At 73.3% G+C, this 19228-nt stretch carries 16 protein-coding genes; 4 read left to right on the top strand and 12 right to left on the bottom strand.

Features of this window, described 5'->3' with window-relative positions; all coding sequences use genetic code 11:
- Positions 1-62 precede the first annotated feature (62 nt).
- Positions 63-296: a hypothetical protein gene (locus B073_RS0108300; protein WP_018537620.1), complete on the top strand. Its 234-nt coding sequence runs from the start codon at positions 63-65 to the stop codon at positions 294-296.
- Between the two features lie 53 nt (positions 297-349).
- Here the strand turns inward: B073_RS0108300 and B073_RS39420 are convergent, their stop codons facing one another.
- From B073_RS39420 to B073_RS0108260, 8 genes are all read right to left on the bottom strand, one after another.
- On the bottom strand, positions 350-982 hold the full coding sequence (locus tag B073_RS39420) for a GNAT family N-acetyltransferase (RefSeq protein ID WP_018537619.1): 633 nt from the start codon (positions 980-982) through the stop codon (positions 350-352).
- A 414-nt stretch (positions 983-1396) separates the two neighbouring features.
- Complete coding sequence (gene selB / locus B073_RS0108290; protein ID WP_037811244.1) at positions 1397-3226, bottom strand: selenocysteine-specific translation elongation factor; 1830 nt, start codon at positions 3224-3226, stop codon at positions 1397-1399.
- A gap of 47 nt (positions 3227-3273) precedes the next feature.
- A complete protein-coding gene (gene selA / locus B073_RS0108285) occupies positions 3274-4644 on the bottom strand; it encodes an L-seryl-tRNA(Sec) selenium transferase (protein ID WP_018537617.1) in 1371 nt (456 codons plus the stop codon).
- 227 nt (positions 4645-4871) lie between these two features.
- On the bottom strand, positions 4872-5300 hold the full coding sequence (locus B073_RS0108280; protein ID WP_018537616.1) for a MarR family winged helix-turn-helix transcriptional regulator: 429 nt from the start codon (positions 5298-5300) through the stop codon (positions 4872-4874).
- A 66-nt stretch (positions 5301-5366) separates the two neighbouring features.
- On the bottom strand, positions 5367-7211 hold the full coding sequence (gene asnB, locus B073_RS0108275; RefSeq protein WP_018537615.1) for an asparagine synthase (glutamine-hydrolyzing): 1845 nt from the start codon (positions 7209-7211) through the stop codon (positions 5367-5369).
- Positions 7212-7608: 397 nt separating this feature from the next.
- On the bottom strand, positions 7609-9786 hold the full coding sequence (locus tag B073_RS0108270) for an FUSC family protein (RefSeq protein ID WP_018537614.1): 2178 nt from the start codon (positions 9784-9786) through the stop codon (positions 7609-7611).
- Between the two features lie 182 nt (positions 9787-9968).
- Positions 9969-10916, bottom strand: a complete 948-nt coding sequence (locus B073_RS0108265) for an ornithine cyclodeaminase family protein (protein WP_018537613.1) — start codon at positions 10914-10916, stop codon at positions 9969-9971.
- 111 nt (positions 10917-11027) lie between these two features.
- Positions 11028-12275, bottom strand: a complete 1248-nt coding sequence (locus tag B073_RS0108260; RefSeq protein WP_018537612.1) for a chitinase — start codon at positions 12273-12275, stop codon at positions 11028-11030.
- Positions 12276-12448: 173 nt separating this feature from the next.
- On the opposite strand from B073_RS0108260, the gene B073_RS0108255 reads away from it, so the two are divergent.
- From B073_RS0108255 to B073_RS0108245, 3 genes are all read left to right on the top strand, one after another.
- Positions 12449-13069 carry an L-threonylcarbamoyladenylate synthase gene (locus tag B073_RS0108255; RefSeq protein WP_018537611.1) on the top strand — a complete coding sequence of 207 codons (621 nt, stop codon included), beginning with the start codon at positions 12449-12451 and terminating at the stop codon, positions 13067-13069.
- A gap of 14 nt (positions 13070-13083) precedes the next feature.
- Positions 13084-13635, top strand: coding sequence for a hypothetical protein (locus B073_RS0108250; RefSeq protein ID WP_018537610.1), 552 nt, complete (start codon positions 13084-13086; stop codon positions 13633-13635).
- Positions 13636-13874: 239 nt separating this feature from the next.
- A complete protein-coding gene (locus B073_RS0108245) occupies positions 13875-15689 on the top strand; it encodes a hypothetical protein (RefSeq protein ID WP_018537609.1) in 1815 nt (604 codons plus the stop codon).
- Between the two features lie 17 nt (positions 15690-15706).
- Here the strand turns inward: B073_RS0108245 and B073_RS0108240 are convergent, their stop codons facing one another.
- From B073_RS0108240 to B073_RS0108225, 4 genes are read right to left on the bottom strand one after another with little or no spacing between them, the layout of a single operon-like run.
- Positions 15707-17515, bottom strand: coding sequence for a complex I subunit 5 family protein (locus B073_RS0108240; RefSeq protein WP_018537608.1), 1809 nt, complete (start codon positions 17513-17515; stop codon positions 15707-15709).
- Positions 17512-17859: a sodium:proton antiporter gene (locus B073_RS0108235; protein WP_018537607.1), complete on the bottom strand. Its 348-nt coding sequence runs from the start codon at positions 17857-17859 to the stop codon at positions 17512-17514. The genes B073_RS0108240 and B073_RS0108235 overlap by 4 nt, the downstream gene beginning before the upstream one ends.
- Positions 17860-17881: 22 nt before the next feature.
- Positions 17882-18670 (bottom strand): MnhB domain-containing protein, encoded by a 789-nt coding sequence (locus B073_RS0108230; RefSeq protein ID WP_018537606.1) that lies wholly within the window; start codon positions 18668-18670, stop codon positions 17882-17884.
- A complete protein-coding gene (locus B073_RS0108225; protein ID WP_018537605.1) occupies positions 18667-18933 on the bottom strand; it encodes a hydrogenase subunit MbhD domain-containing protein in 267 nt (88 codons plus the stop codon). The genes B073_RS0108230 and B073_RS0108225 overlap by 4 nt, the downstream gene beginning before the upstream one ends.
- Positions 18934-19228 lie beyond the last annotated feature (295 nt).

Below are 19228 nucleotides of genomic sequence, written 5' to 3'. Positions count from 1 at the left end.
ATGGCCTGTAGCACCGGCGCACGTTGGAGTGACATGGGCGTGTGCCGGAGGAGGCCCGGGGAGTGGCGGGAAAGATGGCGGTGATCCTGCCGATGAATCGCCTTGACGAGTGGAGGTCCCTCATGAAGCGCCTGACCGTTCTCGCCACAGCAGTAGCGGCCTCAGTGCTGGTCGTCCTTGCAGCCGGCACCGCCAGTGCCGACGGGCCCAATTCCGGCTCTGCCCGGATCGGAACCGCCCCGATCACCGAAGGTATTCAGAGAGTGGTGAGCGGCGCCTTTCTTGTAGACGACTGAGTTCCCCCAAGGGGCAGATCCTTGGATACCTGGCGCGACGCCTCCGTTCATGCTCATTCGAGGGCGAGGACGGGGGCGCTGCTGTGTGCGATACCGCGGGGTTCGCGCCACATGGTCCACAGGGTGGGGCCGTTGCCCGGGAGTTGCATCTTCTCTCGGACGATGAAGCCGAAGTGCTCGTAGACGGGCAGGTTGGACGGCTTGGAGGACTCCAGGTAGGTGGGCAGCCCGGCGGCGTCGGCCTTGGCCAGGCCCGAGCGGAGCAGGGCGGATCCGTGGCCCTGGCCCTGGGCGGCCGGGTCGGCGCCGATCAACGCCAGTGACCAGTGCGGTTCCTGGGGCGTGTAGGCGGCGGCCGTCTGGGCGGCCTCCGCGAAGAGGGCGGCACGGTCGCCGAGGATGCTTGCGAGTTCCTGGAGGGTCTCCGCGTCGGGAACGGCCTTGTCCTGTGCCTCCGGCGGCACCCAGAACGCGGCGGCCGCGTCGGTGCGTTCGCAGACGCCGTGGCGGACGTACTGGCGGGTGAAGAGCGTGCTGAAGTAGCGGCCGAGTCCTGCCTCGCGTGAGGTGTCGTCGGGGAAGCACCAGCGCATCATCGGGTCGTCGTCGAAGGCGCGGGTCAGGGCGCGGCTGATCAGTGGAGCGTCGTCGATCGTCGCCGTCTTTGGGGTGTTCGGTATCGACATACCGGTCATTGTGTACGGCGGTGATCTCGGGGCGTGGGGCGGGGTCGGTCGGTGTGGCGGGCCAACTGGCCGGCGGAGCAACGGGACAGTCGGTGTCAGGGGCCAACCGGGCGGCGGTGAACGGACAGCGCCTCGGCCCCGCGTGGGCAGGGACGAGGCGCTGTGGTGGTCAGTTCGTGGGCCGGCGGGTGTGTATCGCGTCGGTCCAAGCGGCGAGCAGTTGCTCGTACTCGGCTTGCTCTTCGGGCCATAGTGGCCGACCGACACGGGCGGCCATGAACGTACGTATACGTTCGTTGGCCTCGGCGGTGGCGTCTGGGACGCATGTGGGCGCCATGCCGAAGATGATATGCCGCTGGATGGTCTGAGGCTATTACCGCGTTTGGGTGATGCTGGCAAGCTCTGCCCTGGATGTCACGGAGGCGACAGTGCGGGCCCGCCCCCGGTGGCGGTGGGGGTGCGGCAGCGGCGGTGGGTGGCGTTGATGCGTTGGGTGCGGCCCTGGTGGTCCAGGTGTTCCAGGAGGGGGACGGCGACCCGGCGGGTGGTGTCGAGGGCGCGGCGGGCCTCGCTGAGGGTGAAGGGCTGGGGGAGGGCGGCGAGGAGGGCGGCGGCCCGGGTGTCGGCGCCGGGGCGCAGGACGATGCCCTCGGTGAGGCGCCACAGCATGCCCGCGGCCTCGGCCGCCGCCAACTCTCGGGTGGCAAGGCCGAGTTCGGCGAGGCGGGTGGTGTCCGGGGCGTGGAACGGCGCGGTGGCGAGGTCGCGGAGGACCGTGTCGACTGCCGTGCGTACGCGGGGTGGGAGGGGCGGGTGTTCGGTGGTGTCGTAGATCCGGCCGTCGCGGTGGTGGAGGGGGCGGGTACCGGGTGTGGTCAGGAGCGCGTGGACGAGGGCGCGGTCCGGGAGGTCGAGCAGCCGGCGGGCGGCCTCGGTGGGGAGGCCGGGGGTGAGGGGGTGGTCCGTGGCGTGTGCGGTGACGGCGGTGGCCAGGCGGGTGCGGAGCCGGGTCCAGTGGGCCGGGTCGGCCAGCCAGCCGGGGGCGACCTCCGACCCGGTGGCCGGGACGCCCATCGCGAGCAGGTCCTGACGCCGGATCAGGCCGCGGCGGCGGAGTTCGGCGGTGGCGTCCGGGGCGCCGGTCAGCGTGGCGAGCACCGCGGCGCGGGAGGCCGCGTCGCCGCGCCGGGTGAGCCGGGGCGGCCGGACGTCGAGCACCGTGATGCCGCCCGGGACCCGGTGCCGGCCCGGGTCGCGGAGCAGGGCGCGGTCGCCGACCCGTAGGGGGAGCGGGCGGCGGAGAGTGAGCCGGGCGGTGTCCGGGCCGAGGGGGCGGACCGTGACCGGGACCGCGGCCGTGCCGGCGTGCAGCATCAGGTGGCGGGGGAGCGCGGTGGTGGCGTCCCCGCGCAGCCGGACGTCGATCAGGTCGGTGCCGGTCCATCGGCCGGGGGTGAGCAGGGCACTGCCGCGCCGGATGCGGGCCTCGCCCGGGCCGTGGACGTTGACGGCCACCCGCGCCACCGCCGTCACCTCCGTACGCTCCTGCCGGAGGCACTGCAGGCCCCGCACCCGGACCTCCGCGTCCGCCCCGGGGGCCCCGTCGCCGCCGGCGACGACGAGCCGGTCGCCGGTGCGCAGGGTGCCGCCGCCGAGCGTGCCGGTGACCACGGTGCCCCGGCCGCGGACGGAGAAGACCCGGTCCGCCCACAGCCGGACGTCGGCGCCGTGGTCCGGAGCGGGGAGGCGGCCCGTCAACCGGGTGAGAGCCGCCCGGAGTTCGGCGAGACCGGTGCCGGTGGTGGCGCTGACCGGAACGGATGCGACGCGGCCCAGGGAGGTGGCGGCGATCCGTGTCAGCGCGTCCCGGCGGACCGGCTCCGGGTCGGCGAGGTCGCTGCGGGTGACCGCCAGCAGCCCGTACCGCACTCCGAGCGCGTCCAGGACGGCGAGGTGCTCGGCCGATTGCGGCTGCCAGCCCTGGTCGGCAGCGACCACCAGGAGGACCGCCGGGACCGGCCCGACCCCGGCGAGCATGGTGCCCACCAGCCGCTCGTGGCCCGGGACGTCGACGAAGGCGAGGGACGGGTCGGTGGGGCCGAGCCGCGTCCAGACGAACCCCAGGTCGAGGGTGAGGCCGCGGCGGCGCTCCTCCTCCCACCGGTCCGGTTCCATGCCGGTCAACGCCTTGACCAGCGTGGACTTGCCGTGATCGACATGGCCGGCGGTGGCCAGCACATGCATCCGGCCGGCCGCCCGCACCTCGCCGTCGTCGTTGCCTGCCACGCGGCTCACCGGTCCGCGGCGGCGCGGACCGCCTCCGCCAACTCGGTGTCCTCCTCCGCGGGCACCGCCCGCAGATCCAGCAGACACCGCCCGCCCGCGACGCGTCCCAGTACGGCGGGCGCACCGGTGCGCAGCCGCGCCGCGAACCACTCCGGCAGCGACAGCGCCGCGCTGGGGAGGACGACGCCCGGGGCACCACCGCCGCCCACCGTCGCCTCGGAGGCCACCGCGTACGCGTCCACGCCGGCGGCGCGCAGGCGTTCGGCCAGTCGCTCGGCGCGCGACCGGAGTTCCCGGACATCGGTGTGCAGGGCCCGGTGGGTGGGAGTGGCCGGTCCGCGGACGGTCGCGGTCAGTGCGGCGAGCGTCAGCTTGTCGGTGCGCAGGGCGCGTGCCAACGGGTGCCGTGCCATCCGGCGGACCGGCTCGGCGCGCCCCAGGACCAGTCCGCACTGCGGGCCGCCGAGCAGCTTGTCGCCGCTGGCCGTGACGACGGACGCGCCGGCCCGCAGCCAGCTCTCCGCGTCCGGCTCGTCGGGCAGCAGCGGGTCGGGTGCCAGCAGGCCGGAGCCGATGTCGGCGACGACCGGGACGCCGAGGCGGGACAGTTCGGCGACGGTCGCCGCGCGGGTGAAGCCGCTGATCCGGAAGTTGGAGGGGTGGATCTTGAGCACACAGCCGGTGTCCGGGCTCAGCGCGGCCCGGTAGTCGTCGGCGGTGGTGCGGTTGGTGGTGCCCACCTCCCGCAGGCGGGCGCCGGTGGACACCAGCAGCTCCGGCAGCCGGAAACCGTCGCCGATCTCCACCAACTCGCCGCGGCTGACGATGATTTCGCGGCCGGCGGCCAGCGCGGTCGCGGCCAGGACGAGGGCGGCGGCGCCGTTGTTGACCACATGCGCCGCCTCGGCCGCCGGGACGGCGTGCAGCAGGGCGTCGAGGGCGGCGGCGCCGCGCCGGGCGCGCCGGCCGGTGCCGAGGTCCAGTTCCACATCGGTGCAGCCGCAGGCGTCGGCCACCGCCGCCCGGGCCGCCGCCGACAGCGGGGCCCGCCCGAGGTTGGTGTGCAGCAGCACCCCTGTCGCGTTCAGTACCGGGCGCAGCCCGCCGGCGTTCCGGGGCAGCGCCCGCAGCACCGCCTCGGTGATCGCGGAGGGCGGTAACCCGCCGGTGCGGGCCCGCTGTTGGGCCGCCACCACCAGTGGTTTCACGACGCCGGGGCCCAGTCGGTGCAGGGCTGCGGCCAGCCGTGGGTCGGCCAGTACGGCGTCGGTGCGGGCCACCAGCCGCCTGGGGTCGCCGTCCGTCCCGGACGCCGGGCGCACCGCGTCCTCGGCCCGCACCGATTCCGCGGCCTGCACCGCCTTCTCGACCCGCATCGTCCGCCCTTTCTCGCAGTGGGCCGCCCCGCCGCACCTGGCCGGTCGCCAGTCAGCCAGTCAGTCGGTCGGCGGTGCGCATGGGCAGCCCTTCCCGGCCGAGTGGGGCGATATCGCCGTCACGGACGCAATTGATCCGGATGCCGGTGCCCGTGCCGGGACGGGCGAGGGAGAAAGCGGAGGCCGAGCGCAGGGCCGGAGCGGCCGCTGGTCGGTTGGCCAGTTGGTCAGTCGCCCGCCTCGGCGAGGCGGCGGAGCAGCGGCTCGACCTCGGTCAGCCGGCGGATCTCCGCTGGCCGGAGCGCGGCGAGGCGACGGGTGAGCACCTGTGCCTCATCGCGGGCGAGGTCCGCCAGCGCCGCGGTGCCGCGTTCGGTGAGCAGGATCCGGCTGGCGCGCCGGTCCTCGGGGTCGGCCTCGCGGCGCACCAGGCCGGCCGACTCCAGGCCGAGGACCGCCGCGGTGGCGGTCGGCTGGGAGCAGGGCACCCACTGCGCGATCTCCCCGATCCGGGACGGGCCGCGCTGGTTGAGCAGCGCCAGCACGGCGACATGGGTCAGCTGGATGCTGCCCGCCGCGGCGGATCTGCGCAGGCTCCGGGTGAGCCGGTGCAGTGAGACCACCAGTTGGAGCGCCGCGTCGTCGCCGATTGTCATCGCTCAACCATCCCTCGGTACCGCACCGGGTCCGCCGTGCATCCCCTGCTCAGGGCTCGCCGCGGATCAAGTGAGCGTAATGGCGGGGGAGTACATCTCCAACCACAGGGCCAGATCCAGTGTCCGTTCGAGGCCGCGCCGTGCTGCCTGGGTGATCTGCGGCGTCCCATGGTGCGCCGCACGGCGCAGCCAGTCGCGGTCGACGAGGTCGAAGACCTGGTGCGAGGGGCGCGCCAGCAGGTCCTTGGCGTGCTGCTGGAGCGCGACGGCGTACTGCGGGTCCTGGGTGGACGGGTACGGGCTCTTCACCCGGTCGTACACCGACCTGGGCAGCAGATCGGCGGTGGCCTCGCGCAGCAGGCTCTTCTCCCGGCCGTCGAAGGACTTCAGGGACCAGGGGGCGTTGTAGACGTACTCGACCAGGCGGTGGTCGCAGAACGGGACCCGGACCTCCAGTCCGACGGCCATGCTCGCCCGGTCCTTGCGGTCCAGCAGGATCCGGACGAACCGCGTCAGGTGCAGATGGCAGATCGTCCGCATCCGGAACTCGAAGTCGCTCTCCCCGTCGAGCCGTTCGACGTCCTTGACGGCGCGGTCGTAGCCGTCCTGGATGTAGGAGCGCAGGTCGAGGCGTTCGCTGACGTCGGAGGTCAGGATGGTCCGGTCGTCGCCGATGTGCTGGGTGTGGCGGACGAGCCAGGGGAAGGTGTCGGCCTTGCGGGCCTCCTCGTCGAAGAACTGCTTGTACCCGCCGAAGACCTCGTCGGCCGACTCGCCGGACAACGCCACCGTCGAGTGCTCGCGGATCGACTTGAACAGCAGGTAGAGGGAGGCGTCCATGTCGCCCAGGCCCAGCGGCAGGTCGCGGGCGCGCAGCATCTCGGCGCGGACGTCGAGGTCGGCCAGGGCGGCGGAGTCCAGCACGATGTCCTGGTGCTCGGTGCCGGCGACCCGGGCCACGTCGTGCACGAAGGGGGTGTCGGGGGTGGCGCGCAGGTCGTCGGCGACGAAGTTCTCGGTCTGGCCGACGAAGTCGACGGCGAAGCTGCGCACCGTCTCGCCCGTCTCGGCCAGTTGACGGGCCGCCAGGGTGGTCATCGCCGAGGAGTCCAGGCCGCCGGAGAGCAGGGTGCAGCGCGGGACGTCAGAGACCAGCTGGCGGCGGACGATGTCGTCGAGCAGGGTTCGGACGTGGCCGATCGTGGTCTCCTGGTCGTCGTGGTGCGCACGGGTGCGCAGCGACCAGTAGACGTGCCGGCGCACTCCGTCGGCGTCGACGGTGACGACGCTGCCCGGCTCGACCTCGTACATGCCGTCCCACACGGCGTGTCCGGGTGTCTTGACGCAGGCGAACAGCTCGCGCAAGCCGTCCAGTCCGACCCGCCGCTGGGCGAGCGGGTTGGCGAGAATCGCCTTGGGTTCGGAGCCGAACAGCACGCCGTCGGTGGTGGGGTAGTAGTAGAACGGCTTGATGCCCATCCGGTCGCGGACCATCACCAGCCGGCGGCGCTGCTCGTCCCAGACGGCGAACGCGAACATCCCGTTGAGGTGTTCGGCGACCGCTTCGCCCCACTCCAGGTATCCGTGCAGGACGACCTCGGTGTCGGAGTCGGTGGTGAAGTGGTGGCCGCGGCCCGTCAGTTCGCTGCGCAGCTCGCCGAAGTTGTAGGTCTCGCCGGAGTAGACGAGGACGACCTCGGTGCCGTCGGGGCGTTGGGCGGTCATGGGCTGACGTCCGCCGGGCAGGTCGATGATGGCGAGGCGACGGTGGCCGAGCGCGGCCGGGCCGCGTACCCAGGTGCCGCGGTCGTCGGGGCCGCGGCAGGACATCGTCTCGGTCATCGCGTCCACGGTCTTCTGCTCGGAACGCAGATCGCGGTCGAAGGAAATCCAGCCGGTGATACCGCACATGCCGTGTCCTCCTGCTCCGAACTCTGGGGCCGCGGGCGCAGGGGGACGCCGGAGGCGCCGCTGCGGCCGCGGGCCCGGAGGGGGCGGACGAGGCCGGTCGGGGCCGGCCGCCCGAGCCGCTCCACCAGAGTCAGTTGTATCGAGCACCTATGTAAGGAGGGTGTGCCCGGGGAACCGGTCGCGTCAACCGGGGCGCATCGCGGGGGAGGGGCGCGCGGGGCGGCGCCCCAGCGGTCGGCGATCACGAGAGCGCTGCTTTGAGCTGCGGGTTCTCCGTGGGGGAGGGAAGCGGGCGGCCGCGGCGGGGGCCGGGCCGCGCTACGGGAACGAGGGAAAGGTTTTACCCGGCGGTGACGGGGCGGGCCGTGCGCCGCGCCCCCCGTCACCACCGGCCGCGTCAGATGTTCTTCCGGCCGGCCCGGCCGGCCACCGGCACGTCCAGGGCGCGGGCGATACCCACCACACCCTCGTCGAGCCGCTGCAGATGCCGCAGCACACGGAAGGTGACGGTGTGCGAGGGCGGCACCGGGGAGTCGCCGGCGTCCAGCAGCGAGGCGATGCTGGCGCCCGCCTCCACCTCGCCGTCCGCGGGCTGGTCCTGCACCCGGGCGGAGATCAGCTCGATATTGCTCGCGATGCGCCGGCCGACGCGGCCCAGCCGCGGATCGGCCGCCACCGAGCGGCTGGCCGGCAGCAGCTCGGCGGTCGCCGCCAGCGACCGGGCGTGGTAGGCGCAGGTCTCCAGCAGCGCCACCAGATAGCGCGCGGTCTGGCGGCGGACCCGCAGCGGGGTGATGGGGTGCACCAGCGGCTGGGTGGAGTCGCGCAGGTCGTTCAGCGCGGTGTCCAGGTCGCGGGCGAGGGTCAGCAGGTCCACCGCGGGACCGCCGGACAGCTGGGCCACCGCCGCCGACACCGCCTCGCGCAGCCGGTCCAGCACCGCGGCCAGGTGCTCGTCGGTGCGCCGGTCGGTGTGCACCGGCAGGACCACCGCCGCGGCGATGATCCCGCACGCCGCGCCCAGTGCCGTCTCCTCGATCCGCAGCACCAGCGTCGCGACGCTGTAGGTGTTGAGGAGGGTGTAGAGCAGGCCCAGCATCGCGGTGACGAAGAAGGACATCAGCGCGTACGACAGCGGCGCGGTGAAGAAGCCCCCGAAGACGCAGAGCAGCACCAGGACGAACGCCGTCCAGGTGTGGTTGCCCACCAGCCCGGCCAGCGCCACACCGGCGGCCACGCCGAGCACCGTGCCCACCAGCCGGCGGTAGCCCTTGACCAGGACCTCGCCGGTGGACGCGGTGTTGAGGAACACCACCCAGCAGGTCAGCACCGCCCAGTACCAGCGCTGGGTGGACAGGAACTCGCCGCCGACGATGGCCAGCGCGGAACCGACCGCGACCTGGAACGCCGCCCGGGTGGTGGGCCGCTTCAGGCCGGTGTGCTCCTCCTCCTCGGCCTCCTCCGCGCCGAAGATCGCCAGGTCCTCGGCGTCGAACTCCTCCCGCGAGCGAGTGGTGGCGGAGGTGTCGTCGGACTCGTCCTGCGGCCCGTCCAGTGCCAGCCGCAGACCGAGCACCGCGCGGGCGGCCTCACCGAGCGCACGGAAGGCGTCCTGGACGGCGCCCGAGCCGCGCGGCAGGTTGTCCTCGTCGCGGTAGCCCAGCAGGCGGTTGCGGACGTGCGCCACCGCGGTGCCGCGGTCGCCGGGCGCCCGGGCCACCAGCAGCGCCAGCGCGTCCAGGTCCCGGCGGAGGGTCGCCACCGCGTCGCCCTCCGACTGCATGCGGTTGGCGGTGGCCGGGACCGGGGCGTGCGGCAGGTGCAGGGTGAGGGTGTCGGTGCGCTCCGCGCTGCGCGCGTTGAGCAGCGTCATGCCCAGGCGTTCGGCGGCGATCTCGGCGTCCGCGACGCGGCGTTGGAGCAGTGCCGCGGTGGCCGCGTCGCGGGTGCCCTCCTCCAGCCGGCCCTGGATCATCAGCGCCGTCTCGTGCAGCCGCGCGGTGTGCCGCCGCAGGTCGTCGAGGACGCCGTCGATCTCCTCGGGCCCGGCGTCCACCACCTCCCGGTGGGTCGCCACCAGCTGCGCCATCCGGGCCCGGAACGCCTCCCGGAGCCGGGCCAGGGTGCGTTCGGGAGTGTCGGGGAAGACGGCGAAGCGCACCACCGCGCTGCACGCGAACGCGACCGCCAGGGTCAGGAACAGCTCCGGCAGCGTCGCCACGGTGGCGTGCACGAACAGCGAGACGAAGTAGACCTGGAAGCCGATCAGCCCCAGTGCCGTCCCGCGGTCGCCGAACCGGCGGGCGTAGGCCGCACCGAAGATCAGCGCGATGAAGAACAGGTCACCGGCGATGATCCGGCTGTGCAGCAGCGCCCCCAGCGTCACCGCGGCCAGCGCGACCGGCAGGCCCAGGGCGAGGGTGACCGCCTGGCCGCGCACCTCCTTCTCCCGGATGGCGAAGGTGGCGACCATCGCCGCCATGGCGCCCGCGACCAACAAGGTGACGCCGGTGCCGAGCAGCGCCAGGACGACGAGGGTCAGCACGATCGCCCCCACCGTCCGCAGCCCGGCCATCAGTCGCAGCAGTCCCGGGTCGGAGGCCGCGAAGCGGTTCCAGGTGCCCGTAACGGTCCGTCGTATAGCTGCCTTCACCGTGCCGTACGCTCCCCAATCTCGGCATCGGCCGAGGTCAGGCCCCTCGGCCGGGCGCCCTTAGCATCGCACGAGGGTCGCCGGAACCGCCGGTGAGTGTGCCGTCAGGCAGCACCTTCGTAGGCGGCGCCCGCGACCGCGAGGTCCTCCCAGGCCATCCCGACGCTCTTGAAGAGGCGGGGACGTTCCGGGTCCGCGGCGGCCGCGCCGGTGGCCAGGCCGGCGAGCGTCACCAGTGCCTCCCGGTCGAGCCGTCCGCTCTCCAGCTCCGGGATGAGGTCGCCGGCCTCGCGGGCCGCGGCGGACCGGGACTCGACCACGACCGTGCTGCGCAGGACGGTGGTGGTGTCCACCTCGCGGCTGCCGCGTTCATGGGAGCCGACCGCGGTCACCGTGGCGTGCGGCGGGAGCAGGGCGCCGTCGAACAGCGGGGTGTGGGCGGTCGTGCAGCAGGCGACGAGGTCGGCGCCGGCGACGGCGGACGGCTCGCCGGACTCCACGGTGAGCCCGGTGTCCCGGCGGGCCTCGGCGACGAAGCGTTCGACGTTCGCCGGTGTGCGTCCCACCACCGTGACGTGGGTGAGCGGCCGCACCGCGCGCAGCGCGTCCAGGTGGCCGCGGGCCTGCGGCCCGGTGCCGAACACCACCAGCCGGCCCGCGTCGGGGACGGCGAGCAGATCGGCGGCGAGCGCGGAGACGGCGGAGGTGCGCACGGTGGTCAGCGCGATGCCGTCCAGCAGCGCGAGCGGGGAGAGGGTGGTGGCGTCGAAGAGGAGGTACTGGCCCTGGACGCGGGGGAGTCCGGCGTCGGGGTTGTCCGGGGCGACGGTGGCGACCTTGACGCCCGCGTACCGGCTGCGGTGTGCGGGCATCAGCAGCAGCTGGCCGTGCTCGACGGGCACGATGGTGCGCGGGGGATCGGCTTCGGGGTCGGGGCCGTCGCGCAGCGCGGCGCGGAGGGCGTCGACGGCGGCGGCCATCGGGAGGGCGCGCAGCAGGGTGCTCTCGTCGATGGTCCGGGGCAGGTGGGGGACCGGGGGCGTGGCGCTCATACCGCCGAGTCTGCCCCGGCCGGCCGCCGGGATGTGTGATCTTGGGCGCATCGCACGGGCGGGGCCCGGGTGGGGAGAAGCGATCCGCCGAGCGCTCCTCCCCACACGGGGTCAGCAGGCGCCCAGGTCCTGCCAGACACCCGAGCCGCCGGTGGACGGCGCCTCGCCCTGGGTCCACCAGCGGGCCTTCCAGGTGTGGCCCTGGTAGGAGACGGTGTCACCGCCCACGTAGACCGTCCCGGCGGCGTAGGGACTGGCCGCGCAACTGCCGCCCGGGGGCGTGGTGGGCGGTGTCGTCGGAGGTGCGGTGGGCGGTGTGGCACCGGCGAACCGCACCGAGAACCTGGTGAAGTCCCAGGCACCCTGCGGGACGCTGCTGCAGGTCCCGGAGGTGCGGCCGTTGTTGTCGGGCGGGGTGCACTGGCGGTCGCGGTTGACGGACCAGTTGGTGAGGCGGGCCATGTGGTGGGAGGTGGCGAAGTCCAGCACGGTCTGGAAGTCGGCCTGGGTGAAGAACTCCCCGGAGTCGCTGCGGCCGTTCATCTGCGAGATGCCCTCGTGGGCGTAGGCGGTGGCCTCGTCCCAGCCGAAGGTGGACCGCAGGACGGCGTTGAAGTGGGTCAGTGCGGAGGTCTGGGCGGCGGCGCCGTCGAAGCCGCCGTCGAACGGCATGATGGAGAAGTTGTCCGGGGTGAAGGACTGGGACTTGGCCTCGCTCAGCATCTGCTTGCCGAACCAGCCGGTGCCGTCGGCCGTCCCGGCGGTGGTGACGGAGAGGTAGAGGCCGGGGTTCTTCTGCTGGAGGATCTTGGCGGCGCCGATCTCGTTGTGGATCGCCGCGGAGTTCTCGTACTCCGGCTCCTCCAGGTCGAAGTCGAGTGCCTTCAGGCCGTACTTGTCGATGACCTGCTGGTAGGCGGCGGCGGTCGCCTCGGGGGTGCCGCACGCCTGGCCGAGCTTGGTGCCGTTGTAGCCGCCGACGGACGCGGAGACGTCGCCGCCCTTCGCCCGGATCGCGGAGATCACGCCGGTCACCGCGGTGTCCGACGCGACCGGGTGGAGACCGTCCCAGGCCGGTGAGCAGCCGCCGCCGTTGGGCGCGAGGACGAAGGCGAGTTGGAACGCCTTGAGGCCGGTGGCGTCCATGACCGCGCCGGCGTCCGGCGGGTCGTTGTCGAGCGGCATGAGGTAGGGCGCGGCCGCGTACCAGTTGCTGCCCAGGGCCTTCGGGGCCGGGGCCGCGGCGGCGGACCGCGGGGCGGCGCGGTCGCCGGTGGCGAGCGCCGTGCCGGCGACGCCGAGCGCGAGCGCGGCCGCCGCGATACCGGCGGCGAGAGTTCTGAGGTGACGAGGGGGCACCTGACGAGGGGGCACTTGACCTCCACGAGCCGACGAGAGAGAGGGGGTGGTCCAGACCAATCGACCACAGCGTGAACCCTCGCCGTGGGCACGTCAATACTTTGGTATGGACCGGGCCGCGGCCCGCCCGCGCCGAAGGGGCGTCGGCCCGGCGATCACCTAGACTCGCGAAAATGGCCAAGTACTTCGACGTCCATCCGGACAACCCCCAGCGCCGCACCGTCACCACCGTCGCCGACGCCGTCCGGTCGGGCGCGCTCATCGCCTACCCGACCGACTCCTGCTTCGCCCTGGGCTGCCAGCTCGGCAGCCGCGACGGCATCGACCGCATCCGGTCGATCCGCAACCTCGACGACCGTCACCACTTCACCCTGGTGTGCCAGAACTTCGCGCAGCTGGGCCAGTTCGTGCACATCGACAACGACGTCTTCCGTGCGATCAAGGCCGCGACGCCCGGCCGCTACACCTTCATCCTCCCGGCGACGAAGGAGGTCCCGCGCCAGCTCCTGCACCCGAAGAAGAAGACCGTCGGCGTCCGGATCCCGGACCACACCGTCGCCCAGGCACTCCTGGCCGAGCTGGGCGAACCGCTGCTCTCCAGCACCCTGCTGCTGCCCGACGAGGACGAGCCGCTGACCCAGGGCTGGGAGATCAAGGAGCGCCTCGACCACGTCGTGGACGCGGTGGTCGACTCCGGTGACTGCGGCACCGAGCCCACCACCGTCGTCGACTTCTCGGGCGACGGCATGGAGATCGTACGGCGCGGCGCCGGCGACCCGGCGCGGTTCGAGTGACGGGCGGCGCAGCGATGACCGGCATACGCAACCGCGCGACAGCGACGCTCGCCGCCGTCCTGGTTCTGCCGGCCGGCGTGGCCGCGGCTGCCCCGGCCCAGGCGGCCCCGGCGGTGGCGAGCGCCCCCGCCGCGGCCCCGGCCACCACGCTCAGGATCACCGAGGGCCAGGTCGGCGAGGTCGGGCCCGGCGGCACGCTGCTCTACCCCGCGGTGACCAGCTGTCTGACGATCACCGTCCGCCTGGCCGACGGCGGAAAGATCGGCGCGCACGCCAGTCTGTTCCAGGTGCCCGGGGAATACCGGTCCGACCGGATCCTCGGCGCCGTCCGGCAGCGGATCGGGACGCGCGCGGTCCGCGCGGTGGAGGTCCGGGGCGCGGTCGGTGCCTGGTATCCCGGCTACTTCACCAAGGCGATCGAGAGCTATCCGGAGGACGCACAGATCCCGGTGCCCACCGCGCCCGACCCCGACGGCCTGGCCCGCGCGGTGGCGGACGGGCTCGGCCGGCCGCACGCCAAGGTCACCGTCCAGGACCTCCCCGACGGGGATCAGACGGTGGAGTGAAGCGTCGAAGCGAACACTTCTTGAACACGGCGGGAACGAGGCGTCCCGCTTCGGTCGGTGCTGCACAACGGGCATCAACTGCCCTTAGGTACACGTAACTTGACGGTGGCTCGGCTGTGGCGGGGCGCACTCCGGTTCGTCCTCTTGACGCACCCTTCAGGAAGCTGAAGCATGCGACGGCGGGAGCACGCTCCCCACCTCCCCCCACGTCTTCACTTCCTGAATCAGGAGGGTCACTCATGAGCCCTGCCTCCGAGGAACCCGCCACCCCCGAACGCCCCACCTCCGGGCGCCCCGCCGTCGGCCGCCGGACCGTTCTCGGGGCCGCGGCCGCCTCGGCATCCGCCGTGCTCGGCCTGTCCCGCACCGCCTGCGCCGCTCCGCGGCGCCGGGCCCCGCGCGGCGAGCTGCCCGGCGGCGGCGACCTCGGCCCCAACGTCCTGATCTTCAACCCGTCCACCCCGGACATCCAGGCCCGACTGGACGAGGTGTTCAAGCGCCAGGAGAAGGCCCAGTTCGGCACCGGGCGCTACGCCCTGCTGTTCACACCGGGCACCTACCACGGCCTCAACGCCCAGCTCGGCTTCTACACCTCCATAGCCGGCCTGGGACTGTCGCCCGACGACACCACCCTCAACGGCGATGTCACCGTCGACGCCGGCTGGTTCAACGGAAACGCCACGCAGAACTTCTGGCGCTCCGCCGAGAACCTCGCCCTCGTCCCGGTCAGCGGCACCACCCGCTGGGCCGTCGCCCAGGCCGCGCCGTTCCGCCGGATGCACGTCCGCGGCGGCCTCGGCCTCGCGCCCACCGGCGACGGCTGGGCCAGTGGCGGCTACCTCGCCGACTGCCGGATCGACGGAACGGTGGAGCCGCGCTCCCAACAGCAGTGGTACGCCCGCGACAGCGCGGTCGGCGGCTGGTCCAACGGCGTGTGGAACATGGTCTTCTCGGGCGTCGAGGGCGCCCCCGGGCAGACTTTCCCCCACCCGCCCTACACCGTCCTCGACACCACCCCCGTCTCCCGCGAAAAGCCCTTCCTCCACCTCGATGGTGCCGAACTCAAGGTATTCCTACCGGAGTTGAGAACCGGCGCCCGTGGGGTCACCTGGGGCAAGGGCACCCCGCGCGGCACCTCGCTGCCGCTGTCGAGCTGCTATGTCGCCAAGCCCGGCGACTTGGCCGCCACCCTCAACCAGGCACTCGCCCAGGGCCTCCACCTGCTCCTCACGCCCGGCATCTACCACTTCGACCAGCCGATCCGGGTGACCGCACCGCACACCGTCGTCCTCGGCCTCGGCTACGCCACCCTCGTCCCCGACAACGGTGTCACCGCCCTGAAGACCGCCGACGTCGACGGCATCAGACTGGCCGGCCTGCTCATCGACGCCGGACCGGTCAACTCCGCCACCCTCCTCGAAATCGGCCCGGCCGGCGCCGCCGCGGACCACTCCGCCGACCCGACCACCGTCCAGGACGTCTTCCTGCGCATCGGCGGCGCCGGCCCGGGCAAGGCCACCACCGGCATCGTCGTCAACAGCCGGCACACCCTCGTCGACCACACCTGGGTCTGGCGCGCCGACCACGGCGACGGCGTCGGCTGGGAGACCAACCGCGCCGACTACGGCATCCGCGTCAACGGCGACGACGTGCTGGCCACCGGCCTGTTCGTGGAGCACTTCAACAAGTATGACGTGCAGTGGTACGGGCAGCGCGGCCGCACCGTCTTCCTGCAGAACGAGAAGGCGTACGACGCCCCGAACCAGGCAGCCGTCCAGGACGGCGACACCAAGGGCTACGCCGCCTACAAGGTCGCCGACTCGGTCACCACCCACGAGGCATGGGGCCTGGGCAGCTACTGCTACTACAATGTCGACCCCGGCATCGTCCAGCACCACGGCTTCGCCGCCCCGAACGCGCCCGGGGTGAAGTTCCACGACCTGCTGGTCGTCTCGCTCGGCGGCAAGGGCCAGTTCGAACACGTCATCAACGAGACCGGCGCACCGACCTCCGGCAGCTCGACGGTCCCCTCGACCGTGGTGTCGTACCCCTGAGTCCTGCCTGAGTCACCTCAGAGCACCAGCGCCGCCAGCACCGTCAGCCCGGCCAGGAACCACGCGACGTAGTCGCCGGGGTGACCGGAGTGCAGGCGGCGCAGCGGCACCATCCAGCGGGCCGGTTCCCGGTGGACCGGCCGCCGCACGGACAGCGCGGCACCGGTGGCGGCCAGCGCGGTGGCCACGAGGCCCCACAGCACCCCGGCCGCCGACCAGCGCGGCGCCTCGTCCGCCGCGGGCGGGGCCGGGGTGCCCCGCAACACCGAAGCGGTGTAGCCCGCGTGGTCGGTGAAGGCGCCGGCGGCCCGGCCGACTGCCGCAGGCAGCCCGGGGACCAGGCCGGTCGCCAGTGCGCCGGCCAGCAGCACCGCGGGCACCACCAGCATGGTGTCGGGGACCCGGGACAGCAGCCCGCCCTGGGTCTCCGGCTCCTCGCCCGCACCGGTCGTCTCCTCGGGCGCGTCGGTCGGATGCCGCTGCCCCAGACCCAGGAACACCCGGGCGGCCGCCCGCAGCACCGCGCCGCCGGTGGCCGCCGAGACCAGCACGCCCAGCGCCGTCACCCAGCCGCCGGCCGCCTCCTCGACGGCCGCCTTGCCGAGCGCGGTGCCGAACGGCGGCAGCCCCGCCAGCGCCAGACCGCCCACCGCGAACAGCACGCCCACCCGCGGCAGTTCCCGCGCCTGGCCGTGCAGTTCGTGTTCGTCGACACTGCCGTAGCGGTCCAGCAGGATGCCCACGCAGGCGAACAGGGCGGCCTTGACGCCCGCGTGCGCCAGGACGTACAGCGCGACCCCGCCGGTGCTCCGCGGGGTGAGCACCGCCAGACCGACCAGGAACAGGCCGATGTGCGCGATCGTGGAATAGGCCAGCAGCCGCTTCAGATGGCGCTGCAGCCAGCACATCACCGCCCCCAGCAGCGCCGTCACGACGCCCAGCGTCAGCAGCGCCCGGTGCACTCCGGCGGCCGGCAGCCCGCCGGGGCCGGCGAAGACGGTCCAGTACACCCGGAGGGCGCCGTACAGGCCCAGCTCCACCATGACCCCGGACAGCAGCATGCACACCGGCGTCGGGGCCACCGCATGCGCGTCCGCCAGCCAGAAGTGGAACGGCACCGCCGCCGCCTTGACCAGCAGCCCGGCGACGATCAGGACGAACGCCGCCAGGACCAGGGCGCCGCCCCGGCCCGGGTGGGCGTCCAGCCGGCTGCCGATCTGTGCCATCCCCAGCTCGCCGGTCCGCCCGTACAGCAGCCCGATGCCGAGCAGCGCGGCGTAGCCGCCCAGGGAGTTGACGAGTGCGAAGACCAGGGCGCCCTGGACCGGGCGGGCCTCCTCGACCCGGTAGCCGGTCAGCGCGTACGCGACCGCGCCCATCAGCTCGAAGAAGACGAAGGCGTTGAACAGGTCGCCGGTCAGTGCAAAACCGCACATGCCCGCCTGGAAGAGCAGCATCAGCCCCGGGAAGGAGCCGGCGTGCCGGCGCGGCGGTTCGTCGAAGTACCGCCAGGCGTACGCCAGGGAGCCCAGGACCAGCACGGACACCAGCGCCGCGAGACCGAGGCCGACCGGGTCGCCGACCAGCACGATGCCCACTCCCGCACCCCGGTGCGGCCGCCACCCGCCCACCCACTCGGCCGGCCGGGGCGCCGCCGCGGGGGTGGCGGCCAGCGCACCCAGTGCCAACGTCGCCGTCCCGGCCGAGAACAGACACCCCATCAGCTCCGCGGCGAAACGGGGCAGCCGCCGGCCCGCCCCCACCAGCAGCGCCGCGCCCAGCAGCGGCCCGGCCACGATCAGCGGAAGAAGCCGTGCGACGCTCACCCGCGCAGCTCCCGCAGCTCGTCCGGGTCCACCGTGCGGTGCCGCTTGGCTATCTGGATGACCAGAGACAGCAGCAGCGCGGTGACCGTGGCGCCGATGACGACGTCGGTGAGGACCAGTGCCTGGACCACCGGGTCGACCACCGGCCGGGAACCGGGCGTCACGTCGGAGAAGACCGGGGCGGTGGCGCCCTTCCGGTAGCCGACCGCGAGCAGCAGCACATACGTCGCCGACTGGCAGACCGCGAGGCAGCCCACCGCCTGGATCAGGTTGCGGCTGGTCGCCAGCCCGTAGCAGCCCGCCAGGAACAGCCATCCGGCCACCGCGTACGGCAGCACGTCCATCCCGCTCATCCGCACACCCCGCTCATGGTCGTTCCGGCCCGCCCCTGTTCCCGTTTCCGCCGCCGTCCCCGTTCTCGTCCCCCTCCGGGTCCTCGATCTCCACCGCCTGGTCCAGGAAACGGGCCAGCAGCACCACCACCCCGCAGGTCACCTCCACCCCGATCGCGGCGTTCAGCAGCGGGACGGTGCCGCCGGAGGAGAGCATGTTGAACGTGCCGTAGGGCAGGACGTTGGTCAGGAAGGCGGCGCCGGCCACCAAAGCACCCGCGCCCACCAGCAGGTACGCGGCCTCGCCCGCGGCGTCCGCGACCTCGTACAGCCCCACCGGCCGGATGCGCTCCAGCGCCCGGTAGTCGACGGCGATGTAGAGCAGGTGCAGCGACGTGGCGACGACCACCCCGCCCTGGAAGCCGCCGCCGGGGCTGAGTTGGCCGTGTGCCACGACGTAGACGCCGATCAGCAGGGTGACGGGCAGGGCGAGCAGCGCGTAGCGGCGGACCGGCGGGGAGACGGGCGCCGGTGCGGGCGGCCGGCGGTTCTCGTCCCGGGCCTGGCGGAGCAGCACCACGGCGCCCAGCACGGCGCCGAAGAGGATGGACTCCTCGCCGAGGGTGTCGAACGCCCGCTGGTCGAAGTTGACCGCCGAGACGACGTTGGCGGTGTGCCTGGCCAGCGCGGCCCGCACCGCCCGGTCGCCGTACGGGTGCCAGCGGCCGCCGAACTCCGGCAGCCCGGTGACGGCCGCGGCGTAGAGCAGCGCGAAGCCCAGTCCGCCGAGGGCGAGCACCCACGCCCGCAGGCGCCGGCTCACTCCCGCTCCTCGCTCAGCTCGTCGCGGGCCCGGCGGCGGACCTTGCGGACGGCCAGCAGCACCATCAGCGGCGTCAGTGCCGAGCCGACCGCCAGCTGGGACAGTGCCACGTCCGGTGCCTGGAGCAGCAGGAACAGCAGCGCGAGGGCCAGGCCGAGCAGGGAGAGCAGAAACGACTGCCGGACGGGGTCGCGGACCAGCACCGTGGCGGTCCCGCTGAGCGCCACGAGGAGCAGCCCCAGCACCAGCGGCAGTTCGGACATGGGAGGTCTCCCTAAGAATGTGAGGCGGTCCGGGAGGACCGGGTGTGGCTGATGGTGGGTTGCCCTTGAGGGCTCGAGAGGAATGGCCGCCCGGTCCTCCGGGACGCTCCGACCACTGATTGAGAACTGCGGTCATCGCTGGTTAGGGACCTGTCGGCGGAGTGTTCTACGGACCACGGGAGTGTTGGTCACGGTGGAACGGAGCAACGCGGTTGAGCACGCGGCAGGAGCGGATATGGGTCGGCATCGACGCCGGTAAGGGGCACCACTGGGCGGTGGCCCTCGACGCCGACGG

The sequence above is a fragment of the Streptomyces sp. MspMP-M5 genome, from assembly GCF_000373585.1.
Classification (GTDB): domain Bacteria; phylum Actinomycetota; class Actinomycetes; order Streptomycetales; family Streptomycetaceae; genus Streptomyces.
The sequence above is the reverse complement of the archived record's forward strand: the minus strand, read 5'-3'. Positions and strand labels throughout refer to the sequence as shown.

Excerpts from the sequence above, each read along its gene's own strand:
- selB (WP_037811244.1), bottom strand. The coding sequence starts at position 3,226 with ATGCATGTGCTGGCCACCGCCGGCCATGTCGATCACGGCAAGTCCACG.
- B073_RS0108255 (WP_018537611.1), top strand. The coding sequence starts at position 12,449 with ATGGCCAAGTACTTCGACGTCCATCCGGACAACCCCCAGCGCCGCACC.
- B073_RS0108250 (WP_018537610.1), top strand. The coding sequence starts at position 13,084 with ATGACCGGCATACGCAACCGCGCGACAGCGACGCTCGCCGCCGTCCTG.
- B073_RS0108265 (WP_018537613.1), bottom strand. The coding sequence starts at position 10,916 with ATGAGCGCCACGCCCCCGGTCCCCCACCTGCCCCGGACCATCGACGAG.
- B073_RS0108245 (WP_018537609.1), top strand. The coding sequence starts at position 13,875 with ATGAGCCCTGCCTCCGAGGAACCCGCCACCCCCGAACGCCCCACCTCC.
- selA (WP_018537617.1), bottom strand. The coding sequence starts at position 4,644 with ATGCGGGTCGAGAAGGCGGTGCAGGCCGCGGAATCGGTGCGGGCCGAG.
- B073_RS0108280 (WP_018537616.1), bottom strand. The coding sequence starts at position 5,300 with ATGACAATCGGCGACGACGCGGCGCTCCAACTGGTGGTCTCACTGCAC.
- B073_RS0108225 (WP_018537605.1), bottom strand. The coding sequence starts at position 18,933 with ATGTCCGAACTGCCGCTGGTGCTGGGGCTGCTCCTCGTGGCGCTCAGC.
- B073_RS39420 (WP_018537619.1), bottom strand. The coding sequence starts at position 982 with ATGTCGATACCGAACACCCCAAAGACGGCGACGATCGACGACGCTCCA.
- B073_RS0108235 (WP_018537607.1), bottom strand. The coding sequence starts at position 17,859 with ATGGACGTGCTGCCGTACGCGGTGGCCGGATGGCTGTTCCTGGCGGGC.
- asnB (WP_018537615.1), bottom strand. The coding sequence starts at position 7,211 with ATGTGCGGTATCACCGGCTGGATTTCCTTCGACCGCGATCTGCGTTCC.
- B073_RS0108270 (WP_018537614.1), bottom strand. The coding sequence starts at position 9,786 with ATGGCCGGGCTGCGGACGGTGGGGGCGATCGTGCTGACCCTCGTCGTC.